Consider the following 19,522-nt stretch of genomic DNA (forward strand, 5'->3'; position numbering starts at 1 on the left):
TACGCCGGCGCTTGAAAGGGCCTATCATCCGTGAATATGCGCGCCGACTCCAGCGCGAAAGCATCGATCTGCGGCATTTAATCGCAGACCGAGCCCTCTACTACGCCTAATTGAGGTTTTCGACGAGCAGCGCATCGACCCGCTGAAAGCCCCTCGGAAGCTTGTTGCCCCGCCGACCACGTTCACCCTTGTAGTGCTCAAGATCGTCCGCCTTCAACGAAAGCGTACGCTTTCCTGCCTGTAGCACAAGCGTGGCGCCTTCCGGCAACACTGCAATATCCGTGACATATTCCTCACGGCTGGCGACCCGTTCGCCGGAAATACCGATAATCTTGTTGCCCTTGCCTTTACCCAGCTGTGGCAGGTCGCTGATCTTGAACACCAGCAACCGGCCTTCGGTGGTCACCGACGCCAGCCAGTTGCTCTCCCGATCGGCCACCGGGCGCGGCGCAATCACCTTGGCGTTGTTCGGCAGGCTCAACAGCGCCTTGCCCGCCTTGTTCTTGGCTTGCAGGTCCTCACCCTTGACCACGAACCCGTAACCCGCGTCCGATGCAATGACGTACAGCCCATCATCATCAGGCATCAGCACGCATTCAAAAGTTGCACCCGGCGGTGGCGTTAAACGACCGGTCAGCGGTTCACCCTGGCCGCGAGCCGATGGCAAGGTATGCGCCGGCACGGAGTAACTGCGCCCAGTGGAGTCGACGAACACCGCGAATTGGTTGGAACGCCCGGCCGCCAAGGCCTTGAAGCCGTCCCCGGCCTTGTAGGAAAGCCCCGTCGCGTCAATATCATGACCCTTGGCGGAACGTACCCAACCTTTTTCCGACAGCACGACGGTGACTTTCTCGTTCGGCAGCAGATCGTGCTCAGTCAGGGCCTTGGCTTCGGCACGTTCGACGATCGGCGAGCGACGGTCGTCGCCATAGGTTTCGGCGTCCTTGAGCAGCTCGGTGCGTACCAGCTTCTTGAGCTTGGCTTCGCTGCCCAGCAGGGCTTGCAGCTTGGCCTGCTCCTTGAGCAATTCATCCTGCTCGGCGCGCAGCTTCATTTCTTCCAAGCGCGCCAACTGCCGCAGGCGGGTGTCGAGGATGTAGTCGGCCTGGATTTCGCTCAGGTCAAAGCGGGCGATCAGGCTGGCCTTGGGGTGCTCCTCGGTGCGGATGATGTGGATCACTTCATCCAGGTTGAGGTAGGCAATCAGCAAACCGTCCAACAGGTGCAGGCGGCGCTCGACCTTGTCCAGGCGGAACTGCAGGCGCCGGCGCACGGTCTTGACCCGGAACTCCAGCCATTCCACCAGCAATGCCCGCAGGTTTTTCAGTTGCGGCTTGCCGTCCAGGCCGATGATGTTGATGTTGACCCGGTAGCTGGACTCCAGATCGGTGCTGGCGAACAGGTGCTGCATCAGCGCGTCGTGATCGACCCGGCTGTTGACCGGGATGATCACGATGCGGCAGGGGTTTTCGTGGTCAGACTCGTCGCGCAGGTCCGCCACTTGCGGAGCTTTCGACGGTTTTGCCTGCATCATCGCGGCAATCTGTTCCAGGACCTTGGCCCCGGAGACCTGATGCGGCAGCGCCGTGACAATGATGTCGCCGTCTTCGATGTGGTACACGGCGCGCATGCGCACCGAACCGCGACCGGTCTCGTAGATTTTCAGCAGGTCGGCGCGCGGAGTGATGATTTCGGCTTCGGTCGGATAGTCCGGCCCCTGGATGTGCTCGCAGAGCTGTTCCACCGTGGCTTTCGGCTCGTCCAGCAGACGCACGCACGCCGTGGCCACTTCCCGCAGGTTGTGGGGCGGCACGTCGGTGGCCATGCCCACGGCGATGCCGGTGGTGCCATTGAGAAGGATATTCGGCAAACGTGCTGGCAGAACCAGGGGTTCGTCGAGGGTGCCGTCGAAGTTCGGCCCCCAGTCCGCGGTGCCCTGGCCCAGTTCGCTGAGCAGCACCTCGGAATAGCGCGACAGCCGCGCCTCGGTGTAACGCATGGCCGCGAAGGACTTGGGATCGTCCGGCGCACCCCAGTTACCCTGGCCGTCCACCAACGTGTAGCGATAGCTGAACGGCTGGGCCATCAGCACCATGGCTTCATAGCAGGCCGAGTCGCCGTGGGGGTGGAACTTGCCGAGCACGTCACCGACGGTACGCGCCGATTTCTTGTGCTTGGAATCCGCATCCAGCCCCAGCTCACTCATGGCATAGATGATCCGCCGTTGAACCGGCTTCAAACCGTCGCCGATGTGCGGCAAGGCACGGTCCATGATCACGTACATGGAGTAATTGAGGTAGGCATTTTCGGTGAAGTCAGCCAGCGATCGGCGTTCTACGCCGTCTAAGCTGTCTGCAAGAATGTCGCTCATGCGGGCCTCATCAGTTCGTTGTCTGGCGCAGCAGCATGGTGCCGTCGCGCTGGGTAAATTCAAGTTTGTTCAGGGCACTCATGCCCAGCAGCACTTGCGTGCCACCCAGGCCGGGCGCCACCAGGGCACGGACATCGCGCAAGACGATGTCACCCAATTGCAGCCGGTCGACGCGGGTACGGTAGCCCTCGCTCACACCGTTGGCGGTACTCAAGGTCACGCCGAATCCTTTTTCCAGCTTGAGGCGCTCGGCCAGCTCCATCGGAATCGCCACGTCAGTGGCACCGGTGTCGAGCATGAAGTCCACCGGCTGGCCGTTGATCTGGCCGCTGGCGACGAAATGCCCCTGTTGATTGCCGACCAACTTCACCTCGATAAAACCTTCACCTTTTTGCGAGTACACCTGGGTATTGGGGTTTTGCTGGCGCTGCTCCCATTGGGCAAAAAACCGCGTCGCCAGAAACAGCGCGGCGCACCAGGCCAGGATCATCAACACCCGACCGGCGCGCTTGCCCGGCAACGGCTGGCTCACGGCGAGGCACTCCAGCCACCCTCAGGCGCAGCGAAGCGCCAGACGATTGGCCGCTGCTCACCATCGGCCCGCTTGCCATCGTTGTTGTCCAGGCCGATCCAGGCCCCCTCGGCATCCACCACCAGCGCTTCGGCCAGCCCGTAGGCCTGGGGATAACGGCGATTATCCTGCAACGCCTCGGCGGCGAACGACCAGCAACGCTCGACCTGGGCGGTCTGCGGGTCGCGCCGGCAGACCTGATAGGCGTTGCGTTCCAGGGTAAACAGCTTGCCATTGAACAATGACAGGTCCGCGAAATCCCGCGAAACCGCCTTGGCCTTGGGGAACTGCGCCGGCTGCATCTCCAGCCCCGCTTCGCTCAGCAACACGCAATTGCCATCGCAGTCCCACACCGTCTGCTGACGCTTGATCAGCAACAGGCCGCGACGTTCGCGCTCGGCCGCCAACCACAGCTGGTCACCGGCCGGGTTGATCGCCAAGCCTTCGAACAACGCATTGAAATGCAGCAACATACCGCTGGCGCGGGCCTGGCGGATCAGGGTGGGGGCAATTTTCAGCCAGGACGCGGGCCCCGACGGTGGCACCTGCAACACCGCGGCATGGGACTCACTGACTACATAACGGTTGCCGGCGCTGTCACAGCTGATGCCTTCGAAATCCAGCTCGCCACCGCACAGGAACGACGCCGCCCAGGTCCGCGAGCTCAAGCCCCAGGGCAAACCGCTGTCCGGCACCTTCGGCACCTCGATTTCAACCTCCTCGGCCTGCCAGACCGCCGCCTCGGAGGGTGCGAGGCGATAGATCCGGTCATCGTCGCGATCGGACACCGTCCACATCTCGCCGCCGCACAGCGCCAGCCCGGACAGGTTGCCACCGCGCATGCCATCGACGGCGTGCTCGGACAGCAGCTTCAGTTCCGGCGCAGGTCCTGCGACTACCAACCCCGCCCACAGCCACAACGCCAGGGCGAACCCGTTGCGCATCAGGCCAGCACCTCGGCCAGGTCCCCTTTGGATTCGAGCCAGGACTTGCGGTCGCCGGCGCGCTTCTTCGCCAGCAACATGTCCATCATTTCCGAGGTCGCTTCGAAATCATCCAGGGTCAACTGCACCAGGCGGCGAGTGTTCGGATCCATGGTGGTTTCGCGCAACTGCGGCGGGTTCATCTCGCCCAGGCCCTTGAATCGGGTGACCTGCGGCTTGCCGCGTTTCTTCTCGGCCACCAGACGGTCGAGGATGCCATCGCGCTCGGCTTCGTCCAGGGCGTAGTAGATCTCCTTGCCCAAGTCGATCCGGTACAACGGGGGCATCGCCACGTAGACGTGACCGGCATCCACCAACGGGCGGAAATGCTGGACGAACAAGGCGCAGAGCAATGTGGCAATGTGCAGGCCGTCGGAGTCGGCGTCGGCGAGGATGCAGATCTTGCCGTAGCGCAGCTGGCTCATGTCCTCGGCGCCCGGGTCGACACCGATGGCCACGGCGATGTTATGCACTTCCTGGCTGGCCAGCACTTCGCTGCCGTCCACTTCCCAGGTGTTGAGGATCTTGCCCCGCAGCGGCAGGATGGCCTGGAACTCTTTGTCCCGCGCCTGCTTGGCCGAGCCGCCGGCGGAGTCACCTTCCACCAGGAACAGCTCGGAACGCATCGGGTCCTGCCCGGCGCAATCGGCGAGCTTGCCCGGCAAGGCCGGCCCTTGGGTGATGCGCTTGCGCTCGACCTTCTTGCTGGCCTTGAGACGACGGCCGGCGTTGTTGATCGCCAGCTCCGCCAGGGCCAGGCCGGTTTCCGGGTTGGCGTTGAGCCACAGGCTGAACGCGTCCTTGACCACACCGGAAACAAACGCCGCCGCCTCACGGGACGACAGGCGTTCCTTGGTCTGGCCGGAGAATTGCGGTTCCTGCATCTTCATCGACAGCACAAAGGCGATGCGTTCCCAGACGTCTTCCGGCGCCAGCTTCACGCCACGGGGCAGCAGGTTACGGAACTCGCAGAACTCGCGCATGGCATCGAGCAGGCCCTGGCGCAAGCCGTTGACATGGGTGCCGCCCTGGGCCGTAGGAATCAGGTTGACGTAGCTTTCCTGAACGCTTTCGCCACCTTCGGGCAGCCACAACAGCGCCCAGTCCACCGCTTCCTTATTGCCGGCCAGGCTGCCGCAGAACGGCTCGTCGGGCAGGCGTTCGAAACCGCTGACCGCGTCCACCAGGTAAGAGCGCAGACCGTCTTCGTAATGCCATTCGACTTTCTCGCCGGTGGCCTTGTCCTCGAAACTGACCAGCAGCCCCGGGCACAACACGGCCTTGGCCTTGAGCACGTGCTTGAGGCGGCTGACGGAAAACTTCGGTGAATCGAAATACTTCGGGTCCGGGGCGAAATACACGCTGGTCCCGGTGTTGCGCTTGCCGACCGTGCCCACCACTTCCAGCTCGGTGGCCTTGTAGCCATCGGCGAAAGTCATCTGGTATTCGTTGCCGTCACGCTTGACCCGCACCCGCACCTGGGTCGACAAGGCGTTGACCACGGAAATACCCACCCCGTGCAAACCGCCGGAGAACTGGTAGTTCTTGTTGGAAAACTTGCCACCGGCGTGGAGCTTGGTGAGGATCAGCTCGACGCCCGACACACCCTCTTCAGGGTGTATGTCCACCGGCATGCCGCGGCCGTCATCGCTGACTTCCAGCGAGTGATCGGCGTGCAGGATGACCTGCACCGACTTCGCATGCCCGGCCAAGGCTTCGTCGACACTGTTGTCGATGACTTCCTGGGCGAGGTGGTTCGGCCGACTGGTGTCGGTGTACATGCCGGGGCGCTTGCGCACCGGGTCGAGGCCCGAGAGGACTTCGATGGCGTCTGCGTTATAAGAGCTAGCGCTGGGAGTGGCCATGGGGTCTCGTCGTCAGTGTTCAATGAAAAAGGGGCGATGGCTCACAACGAGGTGAAGTCGATCGCCTGGTACAAATCGGCGCCAATGCCGGCAAAACTCAACAGCGCCGGCAACTGCTGGGCAAACCCTTGGAAACTGTGGTCGCCGCCGGCCTGGATGCGCAAGGCACAGGCGCGGTAATACTGCTGGGCGTGGCGATAATCCAGCGTTTCGTCACCGGTTTGCAACCATACCTGATACCGCTGCGGATCCCGGGGCGCCGGCACTTCCAGCTCGGCCAGGGCCGTCACGTGGTCGTGGGTCAATTCCCAGGTTTCGTCGGTGTACAAATTCTTCTGTGTGCCCAGGTAACCGTCGAACATCCGATGCGGGCTGACGGCCGGGTTGACCAACAGGGCCTTGAGGCCGTGGCGCTCGGCCAAGTGAGTCGCATAGTAGCCGCCGAGCGAGCTGCCGACCAGCAGCGGCCGCCCCAGTTGTGCAATCGCCTGTTCCAGCTGACCGATGGCTTGGCGGGGGTAGTGGTGCAGGGCTGGGACTTGTAGGTGGTCGCTCAGGCCCAATTGCGCCATTACGTCGATCAACTGAGTGGCCTTGGTCGACGCTGGGGCGCTGTTGAAGCCGTGGATATAAAGAATAGAACCCGACATTGCCGACTCCCTGGGTGCTGGGCAAAGGCCGGAGTTTACAGGGAGTCCGGGGAGGTCTGGGGCGTTTTGAACAACATTTCGTCTTCGTGGCGAGGGAGCTTGCTCCCGCTGGCTACGCAGTAGCCATGCACTCTGAGCGCTCTCCTTCTACGCCGCCGACGTGGCTGAATACTCCACTGCCTGACAACCATTTCAATGCGATGTTTTTGCGTCACTGCGTACGGCCCGTGCCGCTCTGTGGGTGGACAGGAAGAATGAAAGACCGTTCGTCACGACTGTTATTCCTTACAGTTTAATTCTAGGCGACACCAGAGCCATATGTACGACGGTTGCGTTCACAACCATAAACAATCTCTCAAAAAAAGGAGAATCGCCATGAGCAACAGCACACTCGGCTCTTGGAATATAAAAGCCTTTATTGATAATCGGCAATTCACCCCACCAGATCATGCTAAATCCCGTTACGAGGAAGCCTTCTTCAGGATGGACATCGGGAGCACTTTAGATATAGATGGAAAGGATTACTATGAGGTTACTGACATAACTGCCACATGGCGAATCAGCCATAACTTTGACTACGAAATTTACTTTAAGCAGGTTCAACCTCCCACGACTGCTTCAAGTTCTGGATCACGCCTACCGCCCCCCAAAGAAAACAATCAAGACATTCAACCCATCGAAATAGATCGCGACACCGTCGAATTCATGTTTTTCCGCGACGCAACCTTTATCGAGTCAAACCTGTCAAAAGGCGACACACTTATTATCAGCGCTATAGAGTACAAAATATTACATACCCGCTTTCAATTTGACAACGAAACCGCTAACTACTGGATATATCAGGTCTGTCTTAGACCGTGATTTGTCATCCCACTAAACAGGCCAAGCAGGGGTTCAGAGCAATTCAAGGCAATATTTACTGAAATTTCAACTAACCATAGATTGTCTGGCTGTACTCTGACCATTGTGGGAGCGAGCCTGCTCGCGATGGCGGCCTAGCGGATTGTATGTTTTGACCGTGTACATATCCATTTCTTCGGTAACGGCCACTTAGGGTTCCGCCCTGACGGCGGGTCACTTTCGAAAAGCGCGAAAGTAACCAAAGCGCTTTTGCCCCACCACTTGGTGCCTCGCCTAGGCTCGGCATGCCCGAACGCAGGCATTGCTCCGTGGGCCGCCGCGAAGGGCCATCCATGGCCCAGCGCGGCTACCTCGGCATCCATGCCGAGGTGCCCACTGCGCAATGCCTGCGTTCGGCCAGCGTGGTTAACGGGGCGCCGAGATCAACGTCCTCCGCGAGGCGGCCTGATAGCCGGCCTGGTTTAGGGTGATCGCGTTTCCCCTGTGGGAGCGAGCTTGCTCGCGATGGCGGTGGAACAGCTTGCATGAGCGTTGGATGTGCCGCCGTCTTCGCGAGCAAGCTCGCTCCCACAGTTGGATTCCGGCTAGAAGTACAGCCGCCAGAGACAGGTCGGCTATAAGCTTGCCTTTTCGTTCCAACATTAGGTTTGTGGCAACCGGCAGTTTTTGGGGGTGCTTCGCAACCCAAGGAGATGAGTGCCCCACACATTGCTTCCGCTCGGTGTTAGCGCGGATCGACGATGTCCAACGCCCGGTTCGCCAATAGCTCACTGAGCTCGATCATCTGCTGGATCCCCAGGGCGAAATGCCGACGCGAGCCTTCCAGGTCAAAGGTTAGGTCGCCAAGCATGGCGCTGGCGGAGGCCAGGGTTTCGCTGAGGTTGGCTAGGAGGGTCTCGGTGTCTGCGCTCTCCGCGACAAAGAACAGCTGGCTTGAGGGTTTTGTCTTTTTGGCTTGAGGCTTGGGGTCTAGATAATAATCGAGGGCGCGCTTGGCGGCTTCATCGTGCTTTTGGGAATCGGTTTCGGGGGGATTGGGTGTGGCTTTGAACATGATGCAGCTCCTGTTGTGTAGTGGAACCGCCATTTCCCGTTTCCAGGCGAGAAGGTGGCAGCTATGCGCGGGCTGGAAAACCGGAAGGAGCAAACCCGGCAGACTCGAAAGTCTCCCGCGCACAGCCGCCATAACGCAGAACTGCACACGCAAAAAAAGCGATGCAGTATCTCATGTGGCGCGCTGTTGCATGCTCACTTATCGGGTTTCCAGGCCCGACCGCTGAATTTTCAGCGACGGAAAAAGGTTACCGACAGCCCTTCCCACCCGGCAACCGCCAGGGCTCGTCGGAAAAATCTACTTGAATCAGAAAGTGTGTCCGACCATTCCCACAAAGCTTGGTCGGCTGTCAGACCGCCATCGCGAGCAAGCTCGCTCCCACACAGGTTTTTGGTCGTTTATAAGATCAGTGTCCACCGCCGATCCCGGTGGGAGCCGAGCTTGCTCGCGATAGCGGTGGGTCTGCTTGTGCATCAATGCTGAATGTACCGCCGCCTTCGCGAGCAGGCTCGCTCCCACAATTGGACTGAGTACACCTGCAAGAGCAGGTCGGCTATCAGGCCGCCTCGCGAGCAAGCTTTGCTCCCACAGGTCCAGCTCAAACAAGTCTGATAGGTGTACACCCCCGCAAGAGCCAGGCCGGCTATAAGGCCGCCTCGCGGTGGACGTTGATTTCGGCGCCCCGTTAACCACGCTGGCCGAACGCAGGTATTGTGGAGTGGGCATCCCGGCATGGATGCCGGGATAGCCGCGCTGGGCCATGGATGGCCCTTCGCGGCGGGCCCACGGAGCAATGCCTTCGTTCGGGCATGCCGAGCCTAGGCGAGGCACCGAGTGGTGGGGCATAAAGCGTTTTGCTTACTTTTGCGCTTCTCAAAAGTGAGCCGCTGTAAGAGCGGAACCGTCAGCAGCCGTTACCGCAGCAATGGATATGTACTCAATCAGACCGCCATCGCGAGCAAGCTCGCTCCCACACAGGTTTTTGGTCGTTTATAAGGTCAGTGTCCACCGCCGATCCCGGTGGAGCCGAGCTTGCTCGCGATGGCGGTGGGTCTGCTTGCATCAATGCTGAATGTACCGCCGCCTTCGCGAGCAGGCTCGCTCCCACAATTGGACTGAGTACACCTGCAAGAGCAGGCCGGCTATCAGGCCGCCTCGCGAGCAAGCTTTGCTCCCACAGGTCCAGCTCAAACAAGTCTGATGGGTGTACACCCCCCGCAAGAGCCAGGCCGGCTATGAGGCCGCCTCGGCGGGCGTTTGATCTGGGGGCCCCGTTGACCACGCTGGCCGAACGCAGGTATTGCGCAGTGGGCACCTCGGCATGGATGCCGAGGTAGCCGCGCTGGGCCATGGATGGCCCTTCGCGGCGGCCCACGGAGTAATGCCGGAGTGAGGGCACACCGAGCCTAGGCGAGGTGCCGAGTGGTGGGGCAAAGACCTTTTGGTTACTTTTGGGGCGTTTGCCAAAAGTGACCCGCTGTAAGAGCGGAACCGTCAGCAGCCGTTACCGCAGAAATGGATATGTACTCAATCAGACCGCCATCGCGAGCAAGCTCGCTCCCACAGTTGGGCCGAACTCAGTACCCGTTGGACTCATAGTCAGGGGTAAACGCAAACCCAACCACCCGCTCAACCCCCGTCTCCAACCGCCCATCCGGCCAAAGCCGCAACCACCGATACCCCGGCGCCTGCGCGCCCACCGCAAAATCCTCACTCCCCGGCTCAAACTGAATACAAGTCGAAGGCGAAGCCAACAAACGAACCCCCTCGCGCACCCGATCGACCTCCTGATGCACATGCCCCCAGAGCACCGCCCGCACCTGTGGAAACCGATCCAACACCGCAAACAAAGCCTCCGGATTACGCAACCCAATCGGCTCCATCCACGCACACCCAATCGAAACAGGATGATGGTGCAGACACACCAGATGATGCCGCTCCGGCGCCTCGCTCAGCGCATTGGCCAACAGAATCAACTGCTCCTCGGCCAAAAAACCCGGCACCGAACCCGGCACGGCCGAGTCCAGCATCGTCACCCGCCAATTGCCGATGTCCACCACCGGATCGAGCAACGCACTCTTGACCGCCGCCTCGAGCATCACCCGCGGCTCATCATGGTTACCGGGAATCCACCGCGCTGGCGCATCGATTCGTGCAGTCAACTGGCGAAACGCCGCGTAGGACTCCAGCGTGCCGTCCTGGGACAGATCCCCCGTGGCGAGCATCAGGTCAATGTCCGGCTGCTGCTTGAGCACCAGATCGATGACCGCCCGCAAACTGTCACGGGTATTCATGCCCAGCAACGAGGCATCGGCCTCGGCGAACAAATGGCTATCGGACAGTTGGACCAACAACGCCGTATCGGCAGTGGTCAAGCTGGATACGCTCGGCAAATCGCTCTCTCCCAGGCGCAATCACGCCGTTGCATGAAGCCGCAATTATGCTGGGGGACGATCGAAAGGGGAAACCCGCGAACCGGAACCGGTTCACAACTACCGAACGACTTCGAACTCGTGGCCCAGCGCCAGGCAATGACTCAGCCACTCGCCCAGGAACAGGTTCAACTGGGCCTTTTCATCCGGCTGGTGCATCGAGGCATTGGGATAAGGATAGATGCCACGAAAGCGTCGTGCATGCTCGGCGCTGACGACTTCGGCCATGCGTGCATCGTGATAGACCTGAACCTCCAGCTGTGGCACCGGCAACCAGGGCAAGCTGTGTTCCTGGCGCACCTGCAAGGTGGTGGTGTAGGGACAGGTCTGCAGCACTTCCAGGGCCAGCACGCCGAGCATCTGGTCGCCGTGGGTCACGGCGATGCGGCGCGGCAACGGGTCGTTGCGCATGTCCGGCAACAAGCGCATCAGGCGGGCGTAGTTGGCTTCGCAGGCGGCCTGCAACCCCACCAGATCGACGCGATAGCGGTCGCGCAGCTTGTTCAGGACCATAGCCCCCTCACTTCATCGCGATTCAAGGCCAGCCATTGCAAGGCAATGATGCTGGCCGCGTTGCAGATACGCCCGTCGCGCACGGCTTGCAAGGCATCTTCGTAGGCCCAGACCTTCACCCGAATGTCTTCGGCTTCTTCCAGAAGGCCATGCAGGCCGCCTGCCCCCGTGCTGTCGCAACGCCCCAAGAACAAATGTACGAATTCATTGCTGCCGCCTGGCGATGGAAAATACTGAGTCATCGGCCAAAGCGCAGCGAAGACAAGCCCAGCTTCCTCCTGCGCTTCGCGATGAGCAACTTCTTCCGGTTGTTCATCCTTGTCGATCAGGCCGGCCACCAGTTCCACCAGCCAGGGGTTGGTGGTCTTGCCAATGGCCCCCACGCGAAACTGCTCGATCAACACCACTTCATCGCGCTGCGGATCGTAGGGCAGCACGCACACCGCGTCATGACGCACGAACAGTTCACGGCTGATCTCACGGCTCATGCCACCGGCAAACAACTCGTGGCGCAAGACGAGGCGGTCGAGCTTATAGAAACCCTTGAAGCAGGTTTCACGCTTGACGATGTCCACGGTGTTCGGTGCGGCGTTGGCGAAGTCGGTCATGACAATCCTCGTGTGCAATGGATCAATACGAGGTTCCAACCTCGGCTTCGCGCCATCCTAACGCGCCCGTACCCTTTGATGCAGCCCCTTTCCGGTGATCGGGATGGACGGCTGCGCTGAAAATCACTCTAATGAGCTTAGTGGCGAACTGATTGCCTTGCCGACAGTCGAAGCGGGTAACTTTTTGCCTTTCCGTGTTTCATGAAGGACGCCCATGTCGCTTTTCAAAACCGCCTCCGTGGCTGCCATTGCCCTGACCCTGGGCGCTTGCCAAAGCCTGTTCCAACCCAACTATCGCGCACCGCTGGAGACCACCCGCGACGCTTCGGAACAATTGCAGCCTGGCTGCGCCAGCGCCGACTGCCCATTGGTGAACATCGATACCCTGCACTTTCCCACCGAGCCTGCCTTGGACGGCATCGTCGAAAAACGCCTGCTGCAAATGACCCGCACTCCGGACGCCCCGGTGGCACCGACGCTGGCGGCCTACCGCGAACAGTTCTTGCGCAACGCCGCACCGCGCAACAGCAGCTATTTGCAGGCCAAGGTACGCGAGCAACATGACGGCCTGGTGATCATCGAATTGTCCAGCTACCTGGACACCGGCGGTGCCCATGGCACGCCAGGGCGCGGCTTCATCAACTATTCGCGCCAGCAGCACAAGGTGCTGACCCTGTCGGACATGCTGCTGCCAGGCCAGGAAGAAGCCTTCTGGAAAGCCGCGCAAGTCGCCCACAACAGTTGGCTGATCAGCACCAAGCTGGATCAGGAACCCGAGTTCCTGAAACAGTGGTCCTTCCAGAAAACCCCGCACGTGGCGCTGACCTACGGCGGGGTGATCCTCAAGTACGAAGTGAGCACCATCGCGCCGTACGCCCTGGGCCACATCGAACTGAAGATCGCCTATCCGCGCCTCAATGGCATCCTCAAGCCCGAGCTGTTCCCCGGCCGTAGCTGAAAGCCCGACCCAACAGCAGTTGCAGCAACCCTGCCAGAATCAGCGACGGCAGGGTTGCACCGACATCCGGATAGAGGTTGGCCAGCAAGTGATAAGTGCTCACCCCACCCAGCCAGGCCAACAGGGCCGGCCAGCGCAACGCGGCTGACACCACTTGGCTGCTGCGTTTGCGCAGGATGAAGTGGTCCACCAGCACCACGCCGAACAGCGGCGCGAACACCGAGCCGATCAGCAACAGGAAGTTCTGGTATTGCGCCAACGGTGCAAAGCAGGCGATCAAGGTGCAGATGACGCCAATCGCCAAGGCCAGGTGCTCGACCTTCAACCCCGACAGCATGCCGCTGGACACTGCCGCCGAGTGGATGTCGGCGAAGGCGTTTTCCGACTCGTCCAGCAGAATCAGCAGTAACGGAATGCCCAGCCCGGCACCGGCCAGGGCCAGCAGCAACGCGTTGACTTCACCGCTCGGCGCGAAGGCCAGGGTGTAGGCCACGCCCAGGCTCATCAGCCAGAAGTTACCGATGAAGAAACCCACGGCCGTGCCGCCGAAGACGTTCTTGGCGCGTTGGCCGAAGCGTGAGTAGTCGGCGATCAGCGGCAACCACGACAGCGGCATGGCAATAGCGATGTCGAACCCCACCGCCAGCGGCATTGAACCATCGCCCGCCTGGGCCCACAACGCGGCCAGGTCAGCCTTGGCGAACAGGTTCCAGGTCAACCAGATGCAGGCCGCCAGCAGTAACCAGATGCCCCACTTGCGCAGGACCTTGCGCACGAAGGTCAACGGCCCACTCACCGCGAGCAGGGTCGCCAGGGCGCCGAAGAACAGCGTCCACAGCAGCGGGTTCGAACCCAGGCTGCCTTCGCTGAAGGCCCGCGCGCCGAGCAAACTGGCGGCGTCACGCATGACGATGATTTCGAACGAGCCCCAGCCGATCAATTGCAGCAAGTTCAACACCGCCGGCACGCTCGCGCCCTTGCCGCCCAGGCTGAGCTTGAGGGCGGCCATGGCCGACAGGCCAGTGTCACTGCCGATCACCCCGACCGCCGCCAGCAGCAGGACGCCCACCAGCGTGCCGAGGAAGATGGCCAGCAACGAACCGCTCAGGCCCAGGCCCGGCGCGAGCAAGGCGCCGACTTGCAGGACCATCAGGCCGATGCCGAGGGAGAACCACAGGGAAAACAGATCGCGGGCGCCGAAGACGCGCTTGTCCAGGGGGACCGCGGCGTCAGGGGAGTAGGTGCTGGGTTGGATGTTCAAGGGTTGTTATCTCAGAGGAATATTTGTTGTTTTTTTGGCCGCTATCGCGAGCAAGCTCGCTCCCACAAGGGATCACAGGTGCACACAGTTTTTTGTGTCCACAGTAGACCCCCTGTGGGAGCGAGCTTGCTCGCGATGAGGGCAGTGAAAACACCGCCCCCTCGGCTCACATCACACTTTCTTGTAAAGCTGACTACCTTCCTGCTTGAACCGCTCCGCCTGCTCCGCCAAGCCTTGGGCAACGTCGACATCCACCGCTTCAATGCGCTGGTTGGCCGCGTACTCGCGCACTTCCTGGGTGATTTTCATCGAGCAGAATTTCGGCCCGCACATCGAACAGAAATGCGCCACCTTGGCCGAGTCCTTCGGCAGGGTTTCGTCGTGGTACGAACGGGCAGTGTCCGGGTCCAGGCCGAGGTTGAACTGGTCTTCCCAGCGGAACTCGAAACGCGCCTTGCTCAAGGCGTTGTCACGGATCTGCGCGCCCGGGTGGCCCTTGGCAAGGTCGGCCGCGTGGGCGGCGATCTTGTAGGTGATGATCCCGGTCTTCACGTCATCCTTGTTCGGCAAGCCGAGGTGTTCCTTCGGTGTGACGTAGCAGAGCATGGCGCAACCGAACCAGCCGATCATCGCCGCACCGATACCGGAGGTGATGTGGTCGTAGCCCGGCGCGATGTCGGTGGTCAGTGGGCCGAGGGTGTAGAACGGCGCCTCGTCGCAGCACTCGAGCTGCTTGTCCATGTTCTCCTTGATCAACTGCATCGGCACGTGGCCAGGGCCTTCGATCATGCATTGCACATCGTGCTTCCAGGCGATCTTGGTCAGCTCGCCGAGGGTTTCCAGCTCGCCGAACTGCGCTTCGTCGTTGGCGTCGGCAATCGAGCCCGGACGCAGGCCATCGCCCAGCGAGAAGCTGACGTCGTAGGCCTTCATGATTTCGCAGATGTCTTCGAAGTGGGTGTAGAGGAAGTTTTCTTTATGGTGCGCCAGGCACCACTTGGCCATGATCGAACCGCCACGGCTGACGATCCCGGTGACGCGCTTGGCGGTCATCGGCACATAGCGCAGTAACACGCCGGCGTGGATGGTGAAGTAGTCGACGCCCTGCTCGGCCTGCTCGATCAGCGTGTCGCGGAACAGCTCCCAGGTCAGGTCTTCGGCCACGCCGCCGACTTTTTCCAGGGCCTGGTAGATCGGCACGGTCCCGATCGGCACCGGCGAGTTGCGGATGATCCACTCGCGGGTTTCATGGATGTGCTTGCCGGTGGACAGGTCCATGACCGTGTCCGAACCCCAGCGGATGCCCCAGGTCAGCTTCGCCACTTCTTCTTCGATGGACGAACCCAGCGCGCTGTTGCCGATGTTGCCGTTGATCTTCACCAGGAAGTTACGGCCGATGATCATCGGTTCCAGTTCGGTGTGGTTGATGTTGGCCGGGATGATCGCGCGGCCACGGGCGATTTCATCGCGCACGAACTCCGGGGTGATGACTTTCGGCACGCTGGCGCCGAAGCTGTGGCCGGCGTGTTGCTGGTCCAGCAGGCCGGCGGCGCGGGCGACTTCCAGCTTCATGTTTTCGCGGATGGCGACGTATTCCATCTCGGCGGTGATGATGCCTTTGCGCGCATAGTGCATCTGGCTGACGTTGGCGCCGGGCTTGGCCCGACGCGGGTTGTTCACGTGGGCGAAGCGCAGCTTGGTCAGCTCGGGGTCGGCCAGGCGTTCCTGGCCGAAGTTGGAACTCAGGCCCGCCAGGCGCTCGGTGTCGCCACGGGCTTCGATCCACGAAGAACGCACGTCGGCCAGGCCTTTGCGCACGTCGATGATCACGTTCGGGTCGGTGTACGGGCCCGAGGTGTCGTACACCACCACTGGCGCGTTGATCTCGCCGCCGAAGTCGGTGGGGGTCACGTCGAGGCTGATTTCGCGCATGGGTACGCGGATATCCGGGCGGCTGCCCTGGACATAGGTTTTTTGCGAGCGGGTAAAGGGCTGGACCGATTGCTCATCGACCTTGGCCGAATCGCTGAGGTTGGTCGCGTTTTTTGCTTTTGTCGTCATCACGGGCTCTCCAGACACACATCCAGGCAGTGGATTTTTGTCGGAGCGAACCTGTAGCGAATGGACACGTCCCTGCACGAAAGTGCGGACGCTGTGCTTGCTGTTCGAGGATGCTCGAAGATCGAAAGTCGATGGTCGAACAACATCCCGGACGAAGCACAAGAGGACTCGCCGGGTGACGAGAAATCTTGTTCCCTACGCAGGCGTTAACCTGATCAGGTTCAACGGGATCCGAAATTATTCGATCTCAGCCTCATAGCAAGGCACCCCGACAAGAACCCGGCCAGTCTAGACACAACCACCACAGAACGCCATCACTCGGGTAAAAGCCGTGATGAATGGCGCATATACAGGATTGTTGCCGTGCCTGCGCGCAACTACACTCGCTACGCCGCGCCTCTTGTGCGCAAACATTCGAGAAGTAGGGATCGCCTCATGCTGCGCAAACTTTCACTGGCCCTCGCCGTGTCTTGTGCGTCCAACGGAATGGCCTGGGCTGCCGAAGCGCCCCTGACCACCAAAACCGATCTGGTGAGCGTGTATCAGGAAGCGGTGGACAACAACGCCGACCTGGCCGCCGCCCGTGCCCAATACGGCGTCCAGAAGGAAGTGGTGCCCCAGGCGCGTGCCGGGTTGTTGCCCAACCTTTCGGCCGGCGCCGACCTGAACAACACCCGTACCGAGCTCGACCAGCCGGCAATGACCGCTACCCGCAGCTCCACGGTCTACCAGGCCACGCTGTCCCAACCGATTTTCCGTGCCGACCGCTGGTTCCAACTGCAGGCGGCCAAGTCCGTCAACGAACAAGCCTCGCTGCAACTGTCGGCCACCGAACAGAACATGATCCTGCAAAGCGCCGAGAGCTACTTCAATGTACTGCGCAGCCAGGACAACCTGGCCTCGACCAAGGCTGAGGAAGCGGCGTTCAAGCGCCAGCTCGACCAGTCCAACGAGCGCTTCGACGTGGGCCTGTCGGACAAGACCGACGTGCTGCAATCCCAGGCCAGCTACGATACGGCGCGGGCCAACCGGATCCTTGCCCAGCGTCAGGTCGACGACGCCTTCGAAGCCTTGATCACCCTGACCAACCGCCAGTACAACTCGCTCCAGGGCATCGTCCACACCCTGCCGATCCTGCCGCCGGCACCGAACGATGCCAAGGCCTGGGTCGACACGGCGGCCAAGCAGAACCTGAACCTGCTGGCCAGCAACTACGCCGTTGATGCCGCCGAAGACACCCTGCGCCAACGCAAGGCCGGTCATGCGCCGACCCTCGATGCGATCGCCCAGTACAAGAAAGGCGACAACGACGGCCTCGGCTTCACCAACCCGAGCCCGACCGGGCAGCGCTATGGCGGTGATGCCGAGCAACGCACCATCGGTTTGCAATTGAGTATCCCGATCTACAGCGGCGGGCTGACCAGTTCCCAAGTGCGCGAGTCGTACTCGCAGCTCACCCAGACCGAACAGCAACGCGAAGGCCTGCGCCGGCAGGTGGTGGAAAACACCCGTAACCTGCACCGTGCGGTCAACACGGACGTGGAGCAGGTCCAGGCCCGGCGCCAGTCGATCATCTCCAACCAGAGCGCAGTGGAAGCCACGGAAATCGGCTACCAGGTGGGCACACGCAACATCGTCGATGTGCTCGATGCCCAGCGGCAGCTGTACACCTCGGTGCGAAACTACAACAACGCCCGCTACGACTACATCCTCGACAACCTGCGCCTGAAGCAAGCGGCCGGGACGCTGAGCCCGGCGGACCTGCAGGACCTGTCGCGCTACCTCAAGCCCGACTACAACCCCGACCGCGACTTCCTGCCGCCGGACCTGGCCCAGGCAGCGGCACAGCAGTTGCGCTCGCGGCCGGCGCAGTGAAAAACCTGTAGGAGCATGGCTGTAGGGTCAGGCCTTTTGAAGTAGAACTGTGGGAAGCAAGGCCTGTGGAAGCAAAGCTTGCTCGCGATGCAGGCACTGCGGTTTAAGCAAAGACCGGGTTGCATCCATCGCGGGCAAGCCTTGCTCCCACAGACTTTGCACCCACAGGCCTTGCCCCACCACTCAGCCGAGCAACCGCCCCAACCCCTCCAGCAACCGCTGCAACGCGCCCTGGTTGGTGCGCATCACCTTCAGCCCTGCCTCGGCCATGCGCTGGGCGTCGCGGGGCAGTTCGAACAGACGCTGCACCGCCAGGGCCAGGCTCTCGGCATCTTCCACTTCCGCCAGCGCTCCGGCAGCACGCAGTTGCGCGGCGATTTCGAGGAAGTTGAACAGGTGCGGCCCACTGAGCACCGGTTTCGCCAGGGCCGCCGGTTCGAGCAGGTTGTGCCCACCGTTGGGCACCAGGCTGCCACCGACAAACGCGCTGTCGGCCAACGCGTAGAGAAACAGCAGTTCGCCCATGGTGTCGCCGAGCAGCACCGAAGCCTGGGCGGTAACCGGCTGGCCGCTGGAGCGCCGCACCGTGACCAGGCCTTCGTTTTCACACAACTGGTGCACTGAGTCGAAGCGCTCGGGATGACGCGGCACCAGGATCAGCAACGCATCGGGATAACTGTCGAGCAGCCGACGGTGAGCAGCGAGTACCACTTCGTCTTCACCTTCATGGGTGCTGGCGGCGATCCACACCGGGCGCTCGGTTGCCTGCCACTGGCGGCGCAAGGCGCTGGCGTCTTCGAGCAGTTGCGGGTCGATGGTCAGGTCGAACTTGATGGAGCCGGTGACCTCGACGGTTTCCACCCGGGCGCCCAACTGGCGAAAACGCTCGGCTTCGGCTTCGGTCTGTACGGCGAACAGGCTCATCTCGGCGAGCATGGGCCGGGTGAGCTTGGGAAAGCGTGCATAACCCCGGGCCGAACGCTCCGACAACCGCGCGTTGGCCAGGGCCACCGGAATGCCGCGCCTGGCGCATTGGTGAATGTGATTGGGCCACAGCTCGGTTTCCATGATCACCGCCAGGACCGGGCGGACCCGGTCGAGAAAACGCTTGGCGGCACAAGGCAAGTCGTAAGGCAGATAACAGTGCTGGATGCGCGGCTCGTTGGCGAACATCGCCTGGATCCGTTCCGACCCGGTGGGCGTCATGCAGGTGACGGTGATGGGCAACTGTGGATAACGTTGCAGCAAGGCGCGGATCATCGGCGCGGCGGCAATGCTCTCGCCCACCGACACCGAGTGGACCCAGATCCCCCCAGGCACCAGGGTCGGCAGCCCCCAGGAAAAGCGCTCGCCGATGCGCCGGGCATAAGCCGGCGCCTTGCGTGCCCGCAGCCACAGCCGAATCGCTACCAGTGGCAGCCCCAGATAAAACAACGCGCTATAGAGAGTTCTGTTCATG

At 61.5% G+C, this 19,522-nt stretch carries 15 protein-coding genes, 1 pseudogene and 1 riboswitch; of the genes and pseudogenes, 3 read left to right on the plus strand and 13 right to left on the minus strand.

The window, feature by feature from the left end; all coding sequences use genetic code 11:
* Positions 1-106 precede the first annotated feature (106 nt).
* Genes parC through AO356_RS08785 form a run of 5 tightly spaced genes read right to left on the minus strand, consistent with a single transcriptional unit; the run spans position 107 to position 6,440 of the window.
* Positions 107-2,371 (minus strand): DNA topoisomerase IV subunit A, encoded by a 2,265-nt coding sequence (gene parC, locus AO356_RS08765; protein WP_060739439.1) that lies wholly within the window; start codon positions 2,369-2,371, stop codon positions 107-109.
* 10 nt (positions 2,372-2,381) lie between these two features.
* Positions 2,382-2,903, minus strand: a complete 522-nt coding sequence (locus AO356_RS08770) for a retropepsin-like aspartic protease family protein (protein ID WP_060739440.1) — start codon at positions 2,901-2,903, stop codon at positions 2,382-2,384.
* Positions 2,900-3,886, minus strand: a complete 987-nt coding sequence (locus AO356_RS08775) for an esterase-like activity of phytase family protein (protein WP_060739441.1) — start codon at positions 3,884-3,886, stop codon at positions 2,900-2,902. The genes AO356_RS08770 and AO356_RS08775 overlap by 4 nt, the downstream gene beginning before the upstream one ends.
* Positions 3,886-5,790: a DNA topoisomerase IV subunit B gene (parE, locus tag AO356_RS08780; RefSeq protein ID WP_053181455.1), complete on the minus strand. Its 1,905-nt coding sequence runs from the start codon at positions 5,788-5,790 to the stop codon at positions 3,886-3,888. The genes AO356_RS08775 and parE overlap by 1 nt, the downstream gene beginning before the upstream one ends.
* A 41-nt stretch (positions 5,791-5,831) precedes the next feature.
* Positions 5,832-6,440, minus strand: a complete 609-nt coding sequence (locus AO356_RS08785) for a YqiA/YcfP family alpha/beta fold hydrolase (RefSeq protein ID WP_060739442.1) — start codon at positions 6,438-6,440, stop codon at positions 5,832-5,834.
* 375 nt (positions 6,441-6,815) lie between these two features.
* On the opposite strand from AO356_RS08785, the gene AO356_RS08790 reads away from it, so the two are divergent.
* Entirely contained in the window at positions 6,816-7,301 is a 486-nt protein-coding gene (locus AO356_RS08790; protein ID WP_060739443.1) for a hypothetical protein, read from the plus strand.
* 724 nt (positions 7,302-8,025) lie between these two features.
* Here AO356_RS08790 and AO356_RS08795 read toward each other — a convergent pair.
* The 5 genes and pseudogenes from AO356_RS08795 to AO356_RS08810 all read right to left on the minus strand — a co-directional run bounded on the left by AO356_RS08795 (position 8,026) and on the right by AO356_RS08810 (position 11,908).
* Complete coding sequence (locus tag AO356_RS08795; protein WP_060739444.1) at positions 8,026-8,355, minus strand: DUF6124 family protein; 330 nt, start codon at positions 8,353-8,355, stop codon at positions 8,026-8,028.
* A gap of 1,246 nt (positions 8,356-9,601) precedes the next feature.
* Positions 9,602-9,706 (minus strand): annotated as a pseudogene (locus tag AO356_RS33010) (nucleoid-structuring protein H-NS); the annotation flags it as partial.
* A gap of 226 nt (positions 9,707-9,932) precedes the next feature.
* A complete protein-coding gene (cpdA, locus tag AO356_RS08800) occupies positions 9,933-10,748 on the minus strand; it encodes a 3',5'-cyclic-AMP phosphodiesterase (protein WP_060743086.1) in 816 nt (271 codons plus the stop codon).
* Between the two features lie 99 nt (positions 10,749-10,847).
* On the minus strand, positions 10,848-11,300 hold the full coding sequence (locus AO356_RS08805; RefSeq protein WP_024618006.1) for a DUF1249 domain-containing protein: 453 nt from the start codon (positions 11,298-11,300) through the stop codon (positions 10,848-10,850).
* The gene (locus tag AO356_RS08810) at positions 11,291-11,908 is read right to left on the minus strand and encodes an NUDIX domain-containing protein (RefSeq protein ID WP_060739445.1); all 618 of its coding nucleotides are present in this window, start codon (positions 11,906-11,908) and stop codon (positions 11,291-11,293) included. Before AO356_RS08810 ends, AO356_RS08805 begins: the two co-directional genes overlap by 10 nt.
* Positions 11,909-12,122: 214 nt before the next feature.
* Here AO356_RS08810 and AO356_RS08815 point away from each other — a divergent pair, with 214 nt between their 5' ends.
* Entirely contained in the window at positions 12,123-12,866 is a 744-nt protein-coding gene (locus tag AO356_RS08815; protein WP_060739446.1) for a DUF3298 domain-containing protein, read from the plus strand.
* On the opposite strand, the gene cytX is transcribed toward AO356_RS08815, so the two are convergent.
* Together cytX and thiC are read right to left on the minus strand one after the other, a co-directional pair.
* Positions 12,835-14,127, minus strand: coding sequence for a putative hydroxymethylpyrimidine transporter CytX (cytX, locus tag AO356_RS08820; protein WP_060739447.1), 1,293 nt, complete (start codon positions 14,125-14,127; stop codon positions 12,835-12,837). The genes AO356_RS08815 and cytX overlap by 32 nt on opposite strands.
* 171 nt (positions 14,128-14,298) lie before the next feature.
* Positions 14,299-16,188: a phosphomethylpyrimidine synthase ThiC gene (thiC, locus tag AO356_RS08825; RefSeq protein WP_060739448.1), complete on the minus strand. Its 1,890-nt coding sequence runs from the start codon at positions 16,186-16,188 to the stop codon at positions 14,299-14,301.
* Positions 16,189-16,363: 175 nt separating this feature from the next.
* A riboswitch (TPP riboswitch) is annotated at positions 16,364-16,469 on the minus strand.
* A gap of 154 nt (positions 16,470-16,623) precedes the next feature.
* Between thiC and AO356_RS08830 the strand changes: the two genes are divergently transcribed.
* Positions 16,624-18,063 carry a TolC family outer membrane protein gene (locus AO356_RS08830; RefSeq protein WP_060739449.1) on the plus strand — a complete coding sequence of 480 codons (1,440 nt, stop codon included), beginning with the start codon at positions 16,624-16,626 and terminating at the stop codon, positions 18,061-18,063.
* Positions 18,064-18,246: 183 nt separating this feature from the next.
* Here AO356_RS08830 and waaA read toward each other — a convergent pair whose 3' ends face one another.
* Positions 18,247-19,521: a lipid IV(A) 3-deoxy-D-manno-octulosonic acid transferase gene (gene waaA / locus AO356_RS08835; protein ID WP_060739450.1), complete on the minus strand. Its 1,275-nt coding sequence runs from the start codon at positions 19,519-19,521 to the stop codon at positions 18,247-18,249.
* Between the last annotated feature and the right edge of the window lies 1 nt (position 19,522).

Origin of the sequence: Pseudomonas fluorescens (assembly GCF_001307275.1) — a bacterium.
GTDB classification, from domain to species: domain Bacteria; phylum Pseudomonadota; class Gammaproteobacteria; order Pseudomonadales; family Pseudomonadaceae; genus Aquipseudomonas; species Aquipseudomonas fluorescens_AA.